The organism is Streptomyces sp. TLI_185, from assembly GCF_003814765.1.
Taxonomy (GTDB): domain Bacteria; phylum Actinomycetota; class Actinomycetes; order Streptomycetales; family Streptomycetaceae; genus Streptomyces.
Window position 1 is genome coordinate 7,823,868 of the sequence record NZ_RKRB01000001.1, and the last position, 16,258, is coordinate 7,840,125.

Genomic DNA, 16,258 nt, shown 5'->3' on the forward strand with positions numbered 1-16,258 from the left:
GCCTTGACGGCGCATATCCCCTTCACGACCATGACCAAGGCCCGCCGGGTCCGAACGTCACGAGCCGCGCAAAGGAGCCGATCACGTGACACTGGTGACCGCGACGAGGCGGTCGGCGCAGGGCGCGCCACGCACCGCCGGGGACCGTAGGATCCCGGACCGCGGGGCCTGGGTCCTGGTGCTGCCCGCGCTGATCCCGATCCTCGTGCTGAGCGTCGGACCCCTGCTCTACGGGATCCTGCTGGCCTTCACCGACGCCCAGTCGGGCCGCACCCGGTCCACCCAGTGGGTCGGCGGTCTCAACTTCCAGGACCTGCTGCACGACACGCTGTTCTGGGAGTCGTTCCGGATCGGGCTGGTGTGGGCGGTCGGCGTGACCGTGCCGCAGTTCCTGCTCGCGCTCGGCCTCGCCCTGCTGCTCAACCAGGACCTGCGGCTGAGATGGCTCGCCCGGGCCCTCGCGATCGTCCCGTGGGCCATGCCCGAGGTCGTGGTCGGCATCATGTGGCGGCTGGTCTACAACCCGGACGCGGGCGTCCTCAACGAGACCCTGCACGACCTCGGCCTCGGCGACGGGCGGGACTGGCTCAGCGGCCTCGGGTCCGCCCTGCCCGCGGTGATCGTCGTCGGCATCTGGGCGGGCATGCCGCAGACCACGGTGGCGCTGCTGGCCGGACTGCAGAACACCCCGCGGGAACTGCACGAGGCGGCGGCGGTCGACGGGGCGGGTGCCTGGCGGCGCTTCCGCACGGTCACCTGGCCCGCCCTCAGACCGGTCGCGCTCGCCATCACCGCCCTCAACCTGATCTGGAACTTCAACTCCTTCGCCCTGGTCTATGTGCTGACGGGCGGCGGGCCCGGTGGCCGCACCCGCCTGCCCATGCTGTTCGCCTACGAAGAGGCCTTCCGCTACGGGCAGTTCGGGTACGCGGCGGCGATGGGATGCGTCATGGTCGCCTTGATCTCGGTGCTCCTCGCCGTCTTCCTGGCCGGCCGGCTCAGGGGAGGGGACGACACATGAGGACCAGGACCGGCACCCGCGTCGGCCAGTACGCCGCCCTGCTCGCCTATCTCGTCTTCCTCGCGTTCCCCTTCCTCTGGCTGGTCTCCACCGCCTTCAAGTCGCCGCGCGAGCTGGGGAGCCTGCACCCCACCTGGATCCCCCGGCACCCCACCCTGGACAACTTCCGCCAGGCCTTCGACGAGCAGCCACTACTGCACGCCGCGCTCAACTCCCTGCTCGCGGCGGCCGGGGCTGCGGTGATCGCCGTACTGATCGCGACCCCGCTGGCGTACGTCATGGCCCGGCACCGCACTCCGCTGACCCGGGCCGCCACCGGCTGGGTGGTCGTCAGTCAGGCGTTTCCGCTGGTCCTGGTGATCATCCCGCTGTTCCTCGTGCTGAAGAACCTGCGCCTGATCAACTCGCCGGCGGGGCTGACGCTGGTGTACGTGGTGTGGGCGCTGCCGTTCGCGCTGTGGATGCTGGCCGGGTATGTCCGGGCGGTGCCGGCCGAGGTCGAGGAGGCGGCCGCGGTCGACGGGGCGGGGCGGGTGCGGACGCTGGTGTCGGTGGTGGCGCCGCTGCTCGCGCCCGGGATCGCGGCGACGGGGCTGTTCGCGTTCGTCACCGCATGGAACGAGTTCTTCTTCGCGCTGGTCCTGCTGAAAACGCCGGACAGACAGACCCTGCCGGTCGTGCTCAGCCATTTCATCGGAGCAGAAGGCGTCGCGGATCTCGGCCCGCTGGCGGCTGCCGCGTTTCTCGCCACCCTTCCCTCACTGGTCGTCTTCGCGGTCATTCAGCGGCGGATCACGGGCGGCATGCTCACCGGGGCGGTGAAGAACTGATGCCCAGCAGAACCGGATTCAGGGGACACGCAGGAGGTGTTCTGGCCCTCGTCCTCACGCTGCTGCTGGCCGGCTGTACCGGCGGCGGCAGTGGCCCGGCGAGCGGACGGATCACTCTCCGTTTCCAGTCCCTGGCCTGGCAGCAGGAGTCCGTCGAGGCCAACAAGGAGCTGGTGAAGGAGTGGAACGCGAGCCATCCGGACGTCAAGGTCGAGTATGTACAGGGGAGTTGGGACAGTGTCCATGACCAGCTCCTCACTTCCTTCGAGGGCGGTGAGGCGCCCGACATCATTCACGACGCCTCGGACGACCTCGCGGACTTCGCCTACGGCGGCTACCTCGCCGATCTGACCGACCTGCTGCCCCAGCGGCTCAAGTCGGACATCCCGCAGCGGAGCTGGCAGGCGGCGACCTTCGGCGACGGCATCTACGGCGTGCCCTTTCTCCAGGAGCCGCGCGTCCTCATCGCCAACGCGACCTGGCTGAAGGAGTCGGGGGTACGGATACCGACGCCCGAACGGCCATGGAGCTGGGCGGAGTTCCGGAATGTGACGAAGAGGCTGAGCGGCAACGGGAAATACGGTGTCGCCTGGCCGCTCAAGGAGCCCGTCTCCGCCACCCTCAACCTGTCTCTGTCGACGGGCGGCCGGCTGTTCCACCGGGGTACGGACGGCAAGATCACGGTCCGATTCGAAGCGGCCGACCAGGTCGTGCCGCGCACGGTCCACGACCAGGCGAACACCGACCACAGCGCCTCGCCCACCACCCTGGGCAGCGGCGGCTCGGACACCCTGCCCGGCTTCTTCGGCGGTAAGTACGCGATGGTGCCGCTCGGCTTCTCCTACCGCCAGCAGATAGTGCAGCAGGCGCCGAAGGGCTTCGACTGGCAGGTGCTGCCCGCCCCGGCCGGCACCGACGGACTCACCCAGGGCGTCAGCCCGCAGACGCTGTCCGTGGCAGAGGACAGCCCGCACAAGAAGGAGGCCGCCGAGTTCGTCGACTACCTGCTCCGGCCGAAGAACATGGTGCGGCTGGCGCTGGGGGACTGGATGCTGCCGACGGGCACCCAGGCGCTCAAGGACCCCGCCCTGCACTCGGCCAAGAACGGCTGGGCCACCGGCACCGCCCTGGCCGCCCACCTCCGCTCGGCGCCCGCCCAGTCCGTCCGCGGCTACCCCGAGTGGAAGGACAAGGTGGCGACCCCTGCGTTCCAGGAGTACTACAGCGGGGCGATCGGCCTCGGCGAACTGCGCAGACGGCTGGAGAAGGACGGCAATCTGGTGCTGGCGCGGTACCAGCGGTGACAGCCGGCAGCCGGGCGGCTGTCACGGAAAACCCGTTGCCCGGCGTACGGCCGTCCGCCTAGCGTGCCGTTCGTGGCAGCGAACAACGCGATCATCAACTCCGGTCTCGGCCGGGGCTGCACGTACTCCATCCGGATGCGTCGTGGCCTCGGAGCCCTGACCGGCCCGGGGAGCCCCACCCGCTGATCACACGCGGTGCGATCCGCCCCCGTTCTTTCTCTTCTTTTCTTGCCTTCCGGTCAGGGCCTTCGGCTGCCCGTTCCCCCTTCCCGGAAGACAAGGACCGCAGGCCATGGCCCGCCCCAGCCCCGTTTCCCGCGCGCTCTCGCAGAACTTTCTCGCCGACCGCGCCACCGCCGAACACATCGCCCGGCTCGCCGTCCCGCAGGGACGTCAGGCCCCCCTGCTGCTCGAAGTCGGCGCAGGAGAAGGCGCGTTGACCGAACGGCTCGCCCCGCGCTGCCGCGAACTGCGCGCGTACGAGATCGACCGAAGGCTCGTCCCCGTGCTGCGCACCCGGTTCTCCGGCACGGCCCGGGTGCGGGTGATCGGCGGGGACTTCCTCGCCGCGCGGCCCCCGCGCACCCCCTTCTCCGTCGCCGGGAACGTGCCCTTCTCCCGCACCGCGGCCATCGTCGACTGGTGCCTGCGGGCCCCCGCGCTCACCGATGCCACCCTGCTCACCCAGCTCGAGTACGCCCGCAAGCGCACGGGCGACTACGGGAGCTGGACCCTGCTCACCGTCCGCAGCTGGCCCCGCCACGAGTGGCGGCTGGTCGGCCGCGTGGCCAGGACACGGTTCCGGCCCGTGCCCCGCGTCGACGCCGGGATCGTACGCATCGAACGGCGCCGCACCCCGCTGCTCGAACCCGCCGCGTACGACAGCTGGCGGTGCCTCGTCGAGCTGGGTTTCTCGGGCGTGGGCGGCTCGCTGCACGCCTCGCTGCGACGTGCACATCCGAGGCGCCGGGTGGACGCCGCCTTCCGGGCGGCGGATCTGGATCCCCGGGTACTGGTCGGGGAAGTGGCACCGAGGCGGTGGCTGAGGCTGCACGAGGTGCTGACGGGATGACCTTCAAATCAATTGGACGAGACGTATCGTCTCGTCTACTTTCGACGGCATGTCTACCAAGACCCCCACACCCCGTCCCGCCCACGTCGCCATGTTCTCCGTCGCCGCCCACGGCCATGTGAACCCCAGCCTCGAGGTGATCCGCGAGCTCGTCGCCCGCGGACACCGGGTCACGTATGCGATCCCGCCGGCGTTCGCGGAGAAGGTCGCCGAGACGGGCGCCGAGCCGATGCTGTGGAAGTCCACGCTGCCGGGGCCCGACGCGGACCCGGCGGCGTGGGGGAGTGAACTGCTGGACCATGTCGAGCTGTTCCTCGAAGACGCGATCCAGGCGCTGCCGCAGCTGGCCGAGGCGTACGACGGGGACGTACCGGACCTCGTGCTGCACGACATCACGGCGTATCCGGCCCGCGTCCTCGCCCACCGCTGGGGCGTCCCCGCGATCTCGCTCTCGCCGAACCTCGTCGCCTGGGAGGGGTACGAGGAGGAGGTCGCCGAGCCGATGTGGGCGGAGCCGAAGAGCACGCCGCGCGGACAGGCCTACTACACCCGCTTCCAGGCCTGGCTGGAAGAGAACGGCGTCACGCAGCACCCGGACCGCTTCGCGGGCCGCCCCGACCGCTCGCTCGTCCTGATCCCCAAGGCGCTTCAGCCCAACGCCGACCGGGTCGACGAGACCCGGTACACCTTCGTCGGCGCCTGCCAGGGCGACCGCACCACGGAGGGCGACTGGCAGCGGCCGGCCGGAGCCGGGAAGGTGGCGCTGGTGTCGTTGGGCTCGACCTTCACCGACCGGCCCGGCTTCTACCGGGAGTGTGTCGAGGCGTTCGGCGGCCTGACCGGCTGGCATCTCGTCCTGCAGATCGGCAGGCGCGTGGACCCCGAGGCGCTCGGGGACGTACCGGCGAACGTGGAAGTGCGTTCCTGGGTGCCGCAGTTGGCGGTGCTCCGGCAGGCCGACCTGTTCGTCACCCACGCCGGGGCGGGTGGCAGCCAGGAGGGTCTGGCCACCGCCACACCGATGATCGCCGTACCGCAGGCCGTCGACCAGTTCGGCAACGCGGACATGCTGCAGGCTCTCGGCGTCGCCCGTCAGGTCCCCACGGCGGAGGCCACCGCAGACACCCTGCGCAGGACCGCCCTCGCCCTGGTCGACGATCCCGAGGTCGCCCGCAGACTGAAGGAGATCCAGGCCGACATGGCGAAGGAGGGCGGCACCCGGCGGGCGGCCGATCTGATCGAGGCCGAGTTGAACGCGCAGCGGGCATGAGCGAGGGCCCGCCGGCTCCCCTGTGGCCGGCAGGCCCTCGGTCGGTGAGGGGTCAGACGCCCAGTCGCTCACCCTCGTCGCGCCGCACCGAGTGCGTGATGACCTCCGCCGACTCGTCGTGCGTCAGGTCCGGCAGCCGGTGCAGCCACCTCGGCAGATACCAGTTGCGCTCGCCCAGCAGCGCCATGACCGCCGGGAGCAGCACACCCCGGATGATCGTCGCGTCGATGAGGACCGCGGCCGCGAGGCCGACGCCCATCTGCTTCATGGACTGCATGGACAGCGTGCCGAAGATCGCGAACACGGCGACCATGATGACCGCGGCGCTGGTGACGACACCGGCCGTGGTGACCACACCGTGCTGGATGGCATCCCTGGTCGTACGGCCGCGCAGCCGCGCCTCGCGGATCCGCGAGACCACGAACACGTGGTAGTCCATGCTCAGCCCGAACAGGATCACGAACAGGAACAGCGGCAGCCAGGTGATGATCGCGCCGACCCCCTCCGCGCCCACCAGCGAAGCACCCCAGCCGTGCTGGAAGACGGCGACGAGGATGCCGTAGGCCGCGCCCACCGACAGCAGGTTGAGCAGGATCGACGTGATCGCGACCGTCAGCGAGCGGAACGACAGCAGCATCAGCAGGAAGGCGAAGACCACGACGAACGCGAACACCGGGATCACGGCGCCGCCGAGCTGGTCGTTGAAGTCCTGCGAGCCGGCGACCTGTCCGGTGATCGGCGCCTGGACGCCGTCGACCGTGCCGAGTGTGGCCGGCCGCACCTCGTCGCGCAGCTTCTCCAGGCTGGCGCCCGCCTTGTCCAGGTCGGAGCCGCCGACCAGCGGGACATAGACGTAGGCGATGTTCTGCGCGTCGTGCAGCGTGATCTGGACCGGGCCGCGGGAGGCGCCCGAACTGATCGCCCGCGCCTTGAAGTCGGCGAGCGCCGACTTCACCTCGGGCGCGTTGATGTCCTTCGCCTTGACGACGACCTCGGCCGGCTCGGAGCCGCCCGGGAAGGCGTCGTTGACCCGGTTGTACGTCTGCACGATCGGCAGCGAGTCGCCGAACTCCTGGTCCAGTGTGAGGTTCTGGGTCTTCATGCCGAGTGCCGGAGCCGCGATGGCCAGCAGTGCACCGGCCGCGACGAGCACGGAGACGAGCGGCTTGGCGAGCACACCGCGCAGGACCGCGGTCCAGAACCGGCTCTCCCCGCCCGTGCGGGCGGCCCGGCGCTCCATCGCCTTGCGCAGGAAGGGAATCCGCCCCTTCTCGACCCGCTCGCCCAGCAGTGAGAGCAGCGCGGGCAGCACCGTCACCGACCCGACCATGGCGACCGCCACGACGATCAGCGAGGCCAGACCCATCCCCTGGAACGTGACGAGCCCGGTGAACAGCATGCCCGCCATCGCCACGCACACGGTGATGCCGGAGACGACGATCGCCCGGCCGCTGGTGGCGGCGGCGATCCGCAGAGCGGTCTGCGCGTCCCTCCCGGCCGCACGCTCCTCGCGCTCACGGCGCAGATAGAACAGGCAGTAGTCGACGCCGACCGCCAGACCGACCAGCAGCATCACGGAGTTGGCGGTGTCGCTCATCGGCATCACATGGCTGACGACGCCCATCAGGCCCATCGTCGCCATGATCGCGGTGATCGCCAGCGCCACCGGCAGCAGCGCGGCCACCAGCGCGCCGAAGGCGATGAGCAGAATGCCGAGAGCCACCGGCACCGCGGAGAGTTCGGCCTTCTTGAAGTCGTCGCCGAAAGCGTCCTTGAACGTCTTGTTCATACTGGCGCTGCCGATCTCCTCGATCCGCAGCGTCCCGTGCTCCTTCTGCGCTCCCGCGACGGCCTTCAGCACCGGCTCCACGCGCTCGTACGCGGTCTCGGCGTCGCCGCGCATGTCGAACTGCACCAGCGCGCTGCGGCCGTCCTTCGAGATCGTGTTCGTGACGTACGGCGACTTCACGTCCGTGACCTTGCCGGTCCCGTCGACGGCCTTCACGACTGCGTCGACGGCGGACTTGAACTCGGCGTCGGTGGCCTTGAGCTGGCCGCCCTTCGCCTGGATCAGGACCGTCTCGCTGGCCGGTTCCTCGATCCCCGCATCCTCGATGATCTTGGCGGCGGTGTGTGTCTCACCCTTGAGCTGTTCGCTCTCCTTGACGTCGACCCGGCCGGCGGCCGAACCGAGCCCCATCGCCAGGACGACGAACAGCAGCCAGATGCCGACGGCAGCCCATCGGTGCCGGGCGCTCCAGCCGCCGGCCCGGGCGGCTATGCCCCGCACCCGCGAATCTCCGTTCCCCATGATGGGCTTGCCCCCTCGTATCCGGTGACAGCCCCCTGCCGCCACCTTTCGCTTCGAAGGTATGGGCCGGATAAGCGCGTCTCGTCGTGCTGCCTGGTGAAGTGCGGCGGGAGCGGGTCCTCCCGTCGGACGCCGGTGTCTCATCGCTGGGGAGGACGTTGGCCCCTTACATCTATCGGGACTTCTCGGGGATGAAGATCAGGGATGGAGATCAGGTGTCCGGTCCGTCGGCATCGCTCCCCTTTGTTATTGCTCGTTATTACGAAACCTTGTTGAACAAGTCACAGGTGCGTGTATCGGTTGATCCGCACCCTCGGGTTCGGACAGAGTTTCGGGCAGTCCGCCCCGCGCGGACGCGACGGCCGTCGTGCCCACCCCCACGGGGCACGACGGCCGCTTTATGGTGTGCGCCATGACGACGACGTATGCGGCGCTGCTGCGCGGGATCAACGTGGGCGGCAAGAAGAAGCTCCCGATGGCCGAACTGCGGCAGCTGATGGACGGCCTCGGCTATGACGGCGTACGCACCCATCTGCAGAGCGGCCAGGCCGTCTTCGCGTCCGACCACGGCGACGAGGAGTCCCTGGCCGCCGAACTGGCGCAGGCGATCCAGCAGCACTTCGGGTTCGCCGTCGACGTGATCGTGCGCGACCACGCCTACCTCAAGGCGGTCGCCGAGGCCTGCCCGTTCCCGGCCGCCGAACTGGAAGCCAAACAGCTCCACGTCACCTACTTCTCCGGCCCGGTCGACGCCGAACGGTTCGCGGAGATCGACCGGGAGGCCTATCTCCCGGAGGAGTTCCGGCTCGGCGACCGCGCCCTGTACCTGTACGCGCCGGACGGTCTAGGCCGCTCCCAGCTCGCCGTCCACCTCGCCAAACCCCGTATCAACAAAGGCCTGATCGCCACGAGCCGCAACTGGAACACCGTCGTGAAGCTGGTGGAGCTCACGGCGGAGTGACCGCGCGACCCGGCCCTTCATGGCAGGTACACACGACTGTGCGAGGCTCGTCCCATGCGTTACATCATCATTGGAGCGGGAGCCGTCGGCGGTTCGATCGGCGGGCGTCTCGCGCAGGCGGGGCACGAGGTGGTTCTGGTCGCGCGGGGCCCGCAGCACGCGGCGCTGCGGGACGGCGGGCTGCGGCTGAAGGTGCCGGACGGCGAGTACACCTACCGGCTGCAGACCGTCGAAGGGCCGGGCGAGCTGGGCGAGTTGAGGGCCGACGACGTGCTCATCATCGCCGTGAAGACCCAGGACACGGTGAGTGCGCTGCAGGCCTGGGGCCCGGCGCCGGTCGCGGGCGGCGGCACGGCGGCCGAGCGATTGCCGTTGTTCTGCGCGCAGAACGGAGTGGAGGGCCAGCGGCTCGCCCTGCGGGTCTTCCGGCGGGTGTACGGCGTCTGCGTCTGGCTGCCGTCGACGTTCGTCGAACCGGGCGTGGTCTCCGCCGCAGGCGCCCCGCTGACCGGCATCCTGCACCTGGGCCGCCACCCCCACGGCACCGACGAGACGGTCCGACTGGTCGCCGCCGACCTGGAGAAGACGGGGTTCTTCGAGACGCCGGTCGTGCCGGACGTCGCGCGCTGGCAGTACGCCAAGCTGCTGTCCAACCTGGGCAACGCGCTGGAGGCGGTCGCCGGGCCGATCGCCGGTGACGAGGCCGTGGCGCTGTACGCGCGCGTGCGCGCCGAAGGCGAGGTCGTGCTCGACGCTGCCGGGATCGCCTACGCGAGCGCTGAGGAGCAGAAGGCGGTACGCGGCCACAAGGTCGACCTCCTTCCCCTCGACGGCGCCCCGCGCGGCGGCGGCTCCTCCTGGCAGTCCCTCACCCGCGGCACCGGAACCATCGAGGCCGACCACCTCAACGGCGAGATCGCCCTGCTGGGCCGCCTGCACGGCGTACCGACCCCGCTCAACGAGCTCCTCCAGCGCCTCGCAAACACCTTCGCGCGCGAGCGCCGGGCACCCGGCTCGATGTCGATCGGCGAACTCGTCCGTCTCGCCGACGACGCTGTCGCGTTTGTTCAAGAAACCTGAGTGGCCGCCTCCCTAGCGTGTAGTGCATGACGTACGACGACCCTAAGCACCTGCACACATACATGACCGAGTGTGCCGCCGAGGCGGCGCGCGTTGCGCGCGGCGTCCCGGCGGACCGGCTCGGCAATCCCACCCACTGCGGCGACTGGGACGTCCGCGCCCTGGTCAACCACTGGGTCCTCTACACCTCCCACGGCCTGGAGCACCGCGCCCTGCGCAAGCAGCTCCCCGAGGAGCTGACCGCCCGCGACTTCACCGCCGACCCCGACTGGCCGGCCGCCTACGCCGCCCAGCTGGACCGCGCGGTCGCGGCCTGGGCCGATCCCGCGGTGTGGGAGGGCGAGGTCGACCTCGGCATGGCGAAGATGCCCGCCGCCGAGATCGCCTCGATGGTCATCAAGGAGATGGCGGTGCACGGCTGGGACGTCGCCACCGCCACCGGCCAGAAGTTCCACGTCTCGGACGACGCGGCCCGCTTCGTCCTCGACGTGGTCGAGAAGCACGGCGAGCTCTACCGGCAGTACGACGGCTTCGCCGATCCGGTACCGGTGCCGGACGACGCCCCGATGTTCGACCGGGCGCTCGCCGCCAGTGGGCGGGACCCCGAATTGGGCCAATGAGCAAGCCTTGAATTGGGCCGGGACACTGCACCACCTGGCCACTAGCGTCGACTCCATGACGAACACCTCGCCCGCCGCCTCTCCCACCCGAGTCGACTTCTGGTTCGACCCCGCGTGCCCCTTCGCCTGGATCACCTCCCGCTGGCTCCTGGAGGTCGAGCGCGAGCGCCCGCTCGACCTCCGCTTCCACGCGATGAGCCTCTACCTGCACAACGTCGGCAATGAACTCCCCGACTGGTACCGGGAGTTGGTCGACAAGTCGATCGGTCCGGTACGGGTCGCGGTGGCCGCCGCCGAGCGGCACGGCGAGAAGGTCCTGCGTGACCTGTACACGGCTTTCGGCACCCGTATCCACGAGCGCAAGACGGACGACTTCGACGCGGTGATCACCGATTCCCTCGCCGAACTCGGCCTCCCCGCGGATCTCGCGTCCGCCGCGCACGACCCGTCGTACGACGAGGCCGTACGCCGCAGCCACGAGGCGGGCACCGAGCCGGAATCGGGCGGCTATGTGGGCACGCCCACCATCCATGTCGACGGAACGGTGTGGTTCGGGCCCGTACTGCGGGCCATTCCGCGTGGCGCGCGAGCGGCCGAACTCTTCGACAGCTTCCGGGTGTTGGCCAGCCACCCCGACTTCTTCGAGCTGAAGCGCACCCGCACGGGTGGGCTGTCCTTCGACTAGCCCCAGTCGCCCCTCAGGCGCTCGCCCGCACCGGCAGCAGCGCACGAGCGGACGCCTCGTCGTACCTGTGCAGGAGCACCCGTGCCACTTCCGGTGCCGCTCCCAGCACGTCGGCGAGAACATCCGCCTCCGCCGCGCCCCGTGCGATGCGGTCCGGCAGGAAGCCGGGTGCCAGGACGTACGGCGCCACGGCCACCTGCTTGCAGCCCAGCGCCCGCAGTTCGCGGACCGCGTCCTCGGTGCGCGGCAGGGATGCGGAGGCGAACGCAGGCCGCACGGCGCACCAACCGGTGTGCCGCCACTCCCGCGCGATTTCTGCGATCACTGCGATCGCCTCCGGGTCGGTGGACCCCGCCGAGGCCAGCACGACCCCGGTCGAGGACTTGTCGGCAGGGCTGAGCCCCGCCTCGTACAGACGGCGCTCGAGCGCCGACAGAAGCAGCGGGGACGGGCCGAGCACGTCCGCCTGGCGGATGCGGAGCGACGGCGGCGCATCCCGCAGGACCGCCGGGATGTCCGCCTTCGCGTGGAACGCGCGCGTCAGCAGCAGGGGGAGGGCTACGACGTCACGGACGCCCTCCGCCGCCAGGGACTCCAGCACCCCGTGCACCGAGGGGACGTTGAAGTCCAGGAAGCCCGTCTCCACCCGTACGTCCGGGCGCAGCGAGCGCACCCGGCGTACGAGATCGTGCACCGTCGCGGCGTGCCGCGGGTCGCGGCTGCCGTGGGCGATGACGAGGAGGACGGGCTTCGAAGGGTGCATGGGACTCAGCTCTTCACCAGCAGACCGCGGCTGCGCAGCACCCACCGCTCCAGCGGGCTGAAGATCAGCAGGTCGATGGCTATGCCGACGAACAGGATGAGCAGGATGGCGAGGAAGACCGTCGCCATGCTGCTGTTGGTGCGGCCCACCTCCAGCAGCTGGCCCAGACCCATGCCCATGTCCGGGGACTGGGCGATGATCTCGGCGGCCATCAGCGAGCGCCAGGAGAACGCCCAGCCCTGCTTCAGGCCGGCCACATAGCCGGGCAGTGCCGCCGGCATCACGATGTGCCAGGTGCCGCTCAGTCCCGTCGCGCCCAGAGTGCGGCCCGCGCGCAGGAACAGCGGGGGCACCTGGTCGACGCCCGACACCAGGCCGTTGGCGATCGAGGGGACGGCGCCCAGCAGGATCACCGTGAACATCACGGAGTTGTTCAGGCCCAGCCAGATCACCGCGGGCGCGACCCAGGCGACCGAGGGCAGCGACTGCAGGCCGGAGAGGATCGGGCCGATCGCCGCGCGAACGAACCTCACCCGCGCCACCAGCAGGCCCAGCGGCGTACCGATGGCCAGCGCGAGCAGGAAGCCCAGCAGACCGCGGGAGACACTGCCCCAGATGTAGTCGAGCAGGGTCCCCTTGAGCCACTGGTCCTCGACCTCGGCCCACACAGCGCCGGGGGAGGGCAGCTTCGACGGGTCGTCGACGACCGGGTAGAGGAGGCTCCAGGCCACCAGCACCACGGCGATGGCGATGATGGGCGGCAGGATCTTGTTCTTGAAGGTCTGGCTGAAGGGTGTACGGCCGGTGGCCGTGGTCTCCAGCGCGTCGAGGCCCGCCTCGACGCTTCCGGCGTCCTGGGCCGGCGTCGTCTCAGTGCTGGCCATGACGGCGGATCTCCCCACGCAGTACATCGGTGATCTCAAGGGACAGTTCGGCCACGGGGGCGTCCTCGATGCGCCGCGGCTGCGGGATGTCGACCGTCCACTCGCGCGCGATCCGGCCGGGGCGCGACGACAGCAGGATGACCCGCTGCGCGAGCCGTACCGCCTCGCGCACGTTGTGCGTGACGAAGAGGACGGACACACCGGTCTCCGCCCAGATGCGGGTCAGCTCGTCGTGCAGCACATCCCGCGTGATGGCGTCGAGGGCCGCGAACGGCTCGTCCATCAACAGCAGGTTGCTCTCCTGGGCGAGTGCGCGGGCCAGCGCCACGCGCTGGCGCATACCGCCCGACAGCTCGTGCACGCGCTTGCCGTACGCGCCCTTCAGCCGCACGAGCTCGAGCAGGTGCTCGGCCTTGTCGCGGCGCTCGTTCTTCGGAACTCCCCTGAGCTTGAGGGCGAGTTCGATGTTCTTGCCCGCAGTCAGCCACGGGAAGAGGGCGTGCTCCTGGAACATCAGGGCCGGACGGCCATCGGTCGCGATCGAACCGACGGTCGGCTTGTCCAGCCCCGCCACCAGGTTCAGCAGCGTGGACTTGCCGCAGCCCGAGGCTCCCAGGAGGGTGACGAACTCGCCCGGAGCGACATCGATGCTGATGTCGTCCAGGACGAGCTGCTGCCCGCCTGGTCCCGCGAAGGACTTCGAGACGTGCTCAAGCCGCGCCGCGTACTCGACGGTCGCGTCGGCCTTGGCGAGGGTCGTGGCCATGGTCGTCACCTCCTGGGAACTCATCGGGACTTGTCAGCTGCTGCCGAGACCGGCGTCGGAAACACTGGCCCCGCCCTCGGCCTTGAGTACCTTGTTGAGGATCGTCAGGTCGTAGATCCCCTTCAGGTTCGGCTTGTCCAGCAGACCGGCCTTCACCGCGTGAGCCGCCTCGGTGTTGAGGGTGGCGGCCAGCGGGTCGTCGGTGAACTGGATGGACTTCCACGCCGGGTCGAGGACGTTCGCCTTGAGCGCCTTGCCGGAGTCGGCCTCCAGCTGCTTGTTCGCCACCGCCTTCGCCTGGTCCGAATTGGCGTTGATCCACTTGTTGGCCTCGACCGAGGCCTTCAGAACGGCCTCGACGGCCTTCGGGTGCTCCTTGAGGAACGCCTGCCGCACGACGATGTTCGTGATCACGAACTTCTTGTCCGGCCACAGCGACGCCTCGTCGAGCAGCACCTTGCCGCCCTCGGCGACCAGCTTGGACGCGGTCGGCTCCGGCACCCAGGCGCCGTCGATGGCACCGGACTTGTAGGCATCCGGGGTGATCTTGTTGTCGGTGCGGACCACCGAGACATCGCCCTTGCCGGTGTTCGCGTCGACCTTCCAGCCCTGGTCCGCGATCCAGTTGAGGAACGCCACGTCCTGCGTGTTGCCGAGCTGCGGGGTGGCGATCTTCTTGCCCTTGACGTCCTTGAGGGACTTGATCTTCTTCGGGTTGACGACCAGCTTCACTCCGCCGGACGCCGAACCGCCGATGATCTTGAGGTTGGTGCCCTTGGACTTGGTGTAGCCGTTGATCGCCGGGGACGGGCCGATCCAGCCGATGTCGAGGGAGCCGGAGTTGAGCGCCTCGATCTCGGACGGGCCCGCGTTGAAGATCTGGTAGTCCGCCTTGGTGGCGCCCAGCTCCTTCTGGAAGAGGCCCTGCTGACGCGCGACGAGCGCGGTGCCGTGGGTCAGGTTGCCGAAGTAGCCGATCTTGACGGAGTCGAGACCCTCGACCTTCGACGACCCGGCGGCGACCTTCTCCTTGGAGTTGTCGGTCGTGGACTTGGACCCGTAGCCGCAAGCGGCCAGCGTGAGGATGGGGAGCGCGGCAAGGACCGCGAAGGTGCGGCGACGAGCGGATGTAGCAGGCACGGGAGGTGTTCCTCTCGGAGGCCCGGCGGTCACGGTCTCTCAGGTCGTGGCCGGGAGGTCGGCAGGTTGCGTCTACGGCGGTGGGGGGTGAGGGCGCGCAGGCAGTGCGCGTACGTCAGCGCACACATCGCGCCACTCCGCCCTGCCCGCTGCCGAGCGCACCGCTGCCGACGCGGCCGCCCTCCTTCGCGAACGTGGAGTAGTAGTCCGGGGAGTTCATGTCAGAAGTCCCAACCGTCGTCTTCGGACTCGTCCTTGACCGGCTCCGGGGACGCGAACGACTCGCCGACCATGCCCGCGGTGAGCGTGGTGCCGTCGTTCGGGTCGATCAGGATGAAGGAGCCCGTGCGGCGCGAGTCGGCGTAGGAGTCCACCGGCAGCGGTTCCGCCGTGCGGATCTTCACGCGGCCGATGTCGTTGGCGACGAGCTGTCCCGGGTGCGGGTGCAGGGACAGGTCGTCGAGCGTGAGCCGGGACGGGATGTCCTTGACGATGGCCTTGACCGTGCGGGTGCCGTGCTTGAGCAGCACCCGGTGGTTGACGGTCAGCGCCTGGTCCGCCACGTGGCAGACGGTCGCCTCGATGTCCTGAGTGGTAGCCGGGGCGTCCTTGCTGGGCACGATCAGGTCGCCGCGCGAGATGTCGATGTCGTCCTCCAGGAGGATCGTCACCGACTGGGTGGTCCAGGCGACGTCGACCGGCTCGCCGAGCAGGTCGATGCCGGAGATGCGGGAGGCACGGCCCGAGGGGAGCACCGTGACGGCCTCGCCGACGTGGAAGGACCCGGCCGCGATCTGGCCCGCGTAACCCCGGTAGTCCGGGTGCTCGGCGGTCTGCGGGCGGATCACGTACTGCACGGGAAGGCGCGCGTGGCAGTGGCTCAGGTCGTGGGTGACCGGGACCGTCTCCAGGTGCTCCAGGAAGGTCGGGCCGCCGTACCAGTCCATGTTCGCGGACGGCTCCACCACGTTGTCACCGGCGAGCGCCGAGATCGGGATCGCGGTGATCTCCGGGACGCCCAGCTCGAGCGCGTACGCCGTGAACTCCTCGGCGATCGCCGCGAAGACCGACTCCTGGTACTCGACCAGGTCCATCTTGTTGACGGCGAGGACGACGTGCGGGACGCGCAGGAGGGCGGCGATCGCGGCGTGCCGCCGGGTCTGCTCGACGACGCCGTTGCGGGCGTCGACCAGGATCACGGTCAGCTCGGCGGTGGAGGCACCCGTCACCATGTTGCGGGTGTACTGCACATGGCCGGGGGTGTCCGCGAGGATGAACCGCCGCTGGGGCGTGGCGAAGTAGCGGTACGCCACGTCGATCGTGATGCCCTGCTCGCGCTCGGCGCGCAGACCGTCCGTCAGCAGCGCGAGGTCCGGGGCGTCCTGGCCGCGGCTCGCGGAGGCGCGCTCGACGGCCTCCAGCTGGTCGACCAGGACCGACTTGGAGTCGTGCAGCAGCCGGCCGACGAGCGTGGACTTGCCGTCGTCGACCGAACCGGCGGTCGCGAACCGCAGAAGGGTGGTCTCGGTGAGTTCCGTGGTGGTGCTCATG

General features: G+C 69.8%; 14 protein-coding genes and 1 pseudogene. 9 read left to right on the top strand and 6 right to left on the bottom strand.

Annotated elements, in window-relative coordinates; all coding sequences use genetic code 11:
* The first annotated feature begins 85 nt into the window (after positions 1-85).
* From EDD92_RS36045 to mgt, 5 genes and pseudogenes are all read left to right on the top strand, one after another.
* Positions 86-1,021 (top strand): carbohydrate ABC transporter permease, encoded by a 936-nt coding sequence (locus tag EDD92_RS36045; RefSeq protein ID WP_123968170.1) that lies wholly within the window; start codon positions 86-88, stop codon positions 1,019-1,021.
* Positions 1,018-1,851, top strand: a complete 834-nt coding sequence (locus EDD92_RS36050; protein WP_123968171.1) for a carbohydrate ABC transporter permease — start codon at positions 1,018-1,020, stop codon at positions 1,849-1,851. The genes EDD92_RS36045 and EDD92_RS36050 overlap by 4 nt, the downstream gene beginning before the upstream one ends.
* Positions 1,851-3,155, top strand: a complete 1,305-nt coding sequence (locus EDD92_RS36055) for an ABC transporter substrate-binding protein (RefSeq protein WP_123968172.1) — start codon at positions 1,851-1,853, stop codon at positions 3,153-3,155. The genes EDD92_RS36050 and EDD92_RS36055 overlap by 1 nt, the downstream gene beginning before the upstream one ends.
* A 292-nt stretch (positions 3,156-3,447) precedes the next feature.
* Positions 3,448-4,227, top strand: a complete 780-nt coding sequence (erm(O), locus tag EDD92_RS36060; RefSeq protein ID WP_123968173.1) for a 23S rRNA (adenine(2058)-N(6))-methyltransferase Erm(O) — start codon at positions 3,448-3,450, stop codon at positions 4,225-4,227.
* A 12-nt stretch (positions 4,228-4,239) separates the two neighbouring features.
* A pseudogene (gene mgt, locus EDD92_RS36065) lies at positions 4,240-5,497 on the top strand (macrolide-inactivating glycosyltransferase).
* 52 nt (positions 5,498-5,549) lie between these two features.
* Here the strand turns inward: mgt and EDD92_RS36070 are convergent.
* Complete coding sequence (locus tag EDD92_RS36070) at positions 5,550-7,808, bottom strand: MMPL family transporter (RefSeq protein ID WP_123968175.1); 2,259 nt, start codon at positions 7,806-7,808, stop codon at positions 5,550-5,552.
* A 412-nt stretch (positions 7,809-8,220) separates the two neighbouring features.
* Here EDD92_RS36070 and EDD92_RS36075 point away from each other — a divergent pair, with 412 nt between their 5' ends.
* From EDD92_RS36075 to EDD92_RS36090, 4 genes are read left to right on the top strand one after another with little or no spacing between them, the layout of a single operon-like run.
* Positions 8,221-8,769 carry a DUF1697 domain-containing protein gene (locus tag EDD92_RS36075; protein WP_123968176.1) on the top strand — a complete coding sequence of 183 codons (549 nt, stop codon included), beginning with the start codon at positions 8,221-8,223 and terminating at the stop codon, positions 8,767-8,769.
* 54 nt (positions 8,770-8,823) lie between these two features.
* Positions 8,824-9,849 carry a ketopantoate reductase family protein gene (locus EDD92_RS36080; RefSeq protein WP_123968177.1) on the top strand — a complete coding sequence of 342 codons (1,026 nt, stop codon included), beginning with the start codon at positions 8,824-8,826 and terminating at the stop codon, positions 9,847-9,849.
* Between the two features lie 26 nt (positions 9,850-9,875).
* Positions 9,876-10,469, top strand: coding sequence for a TIGR03086 family metal-binding protein (locus tag EDD92_RS36085; RefSeq protein ID WP_123968178.1), 594 nt, complete (start codon positions 9,876-9,878; stop codon positions 10,467-10,469).
* Between the two features lie 55 nt (positions 10,470-10,524).
* On the top strand, positions 10,525-11,154 hold the full coding sequence (locus EDD92_RS36090) for a DsbA family protein (RefSeq protein ID WP_123968179.1): 630 nt from the start codon (positions 10,525-10,527) through the stop codon (positions 11,152-11,154).
* Positions 11,155-11,167: 13 nt separating this feature from the next.
* Here EDD92_RS36090 and EDD92_RS36095 read toward each other — a convergent pair whose 3' ends face one another.
* From EDD92_RS36095 to EDD92_RS36120, 5 genes are all read right to left on the bottom strand, one after another.
* Positions 11,168-11,917 (bottom strand): sirohydrochlorin chelatase, encoded by a 750-nt coding sequence (locus EDD92_RS36095; RefSeq protein ID WP_123968180.1) that lies wholly within the window; start codon positions 11,915-11,917, stop codon positions 11,168-11,170.
* Between the two features lie 5 nt (positions 11,918-11,922).
* Positions 11,923-12,801 (bottom strand): ABC transporter permease, encoded by an 879-nt coding sequence (locus EDD92_RS36100; protein WP_123968181.1) that lies wholly within the window; start codon positions 12,799-12,801, stop codon positions 11,923-11,925.
* Entirely contained in the window at positions 12,788-13,591 is an 804-nt protein-coding gene (locus EDD92_RS36105; protein ID WP_123968182.1) for an ABC transporter ATP-binding protein, read from the bottom strand. The genes EDD92_RS36100 and EDD92_RS36105 overlap by 14 nt, the downstream gene beginning before the upstream one ends.
* 9 nt (positions 13,592-13,600) lie before the next feature.
* A complete protein-coding gene (locus EDD92_RS36110) occupies positions 13,601-14,707 on the bottom strand; it encodes an aliphatic sulfonate ABC transporter substrate-binding protein (protein ID WP_123968183.1) in 1,107 nt (368 codons plus the stop codon).
* Between the two features lie 221 nt (positions 14,708-14,928).
* Positions 14,929-16,257: a sulfate adenylyltransferase subunit 1 gene (locus EDD92_RS36120; protein WP_123968185.1), complete on the bottom strand. Its 1,329-nt coding sequence runs from the start codon at positions 16,255-16,257 to the stop codon at positions 14,929-14,931.
* Position 16,258 lies beyond the last annotated feature (1 nt).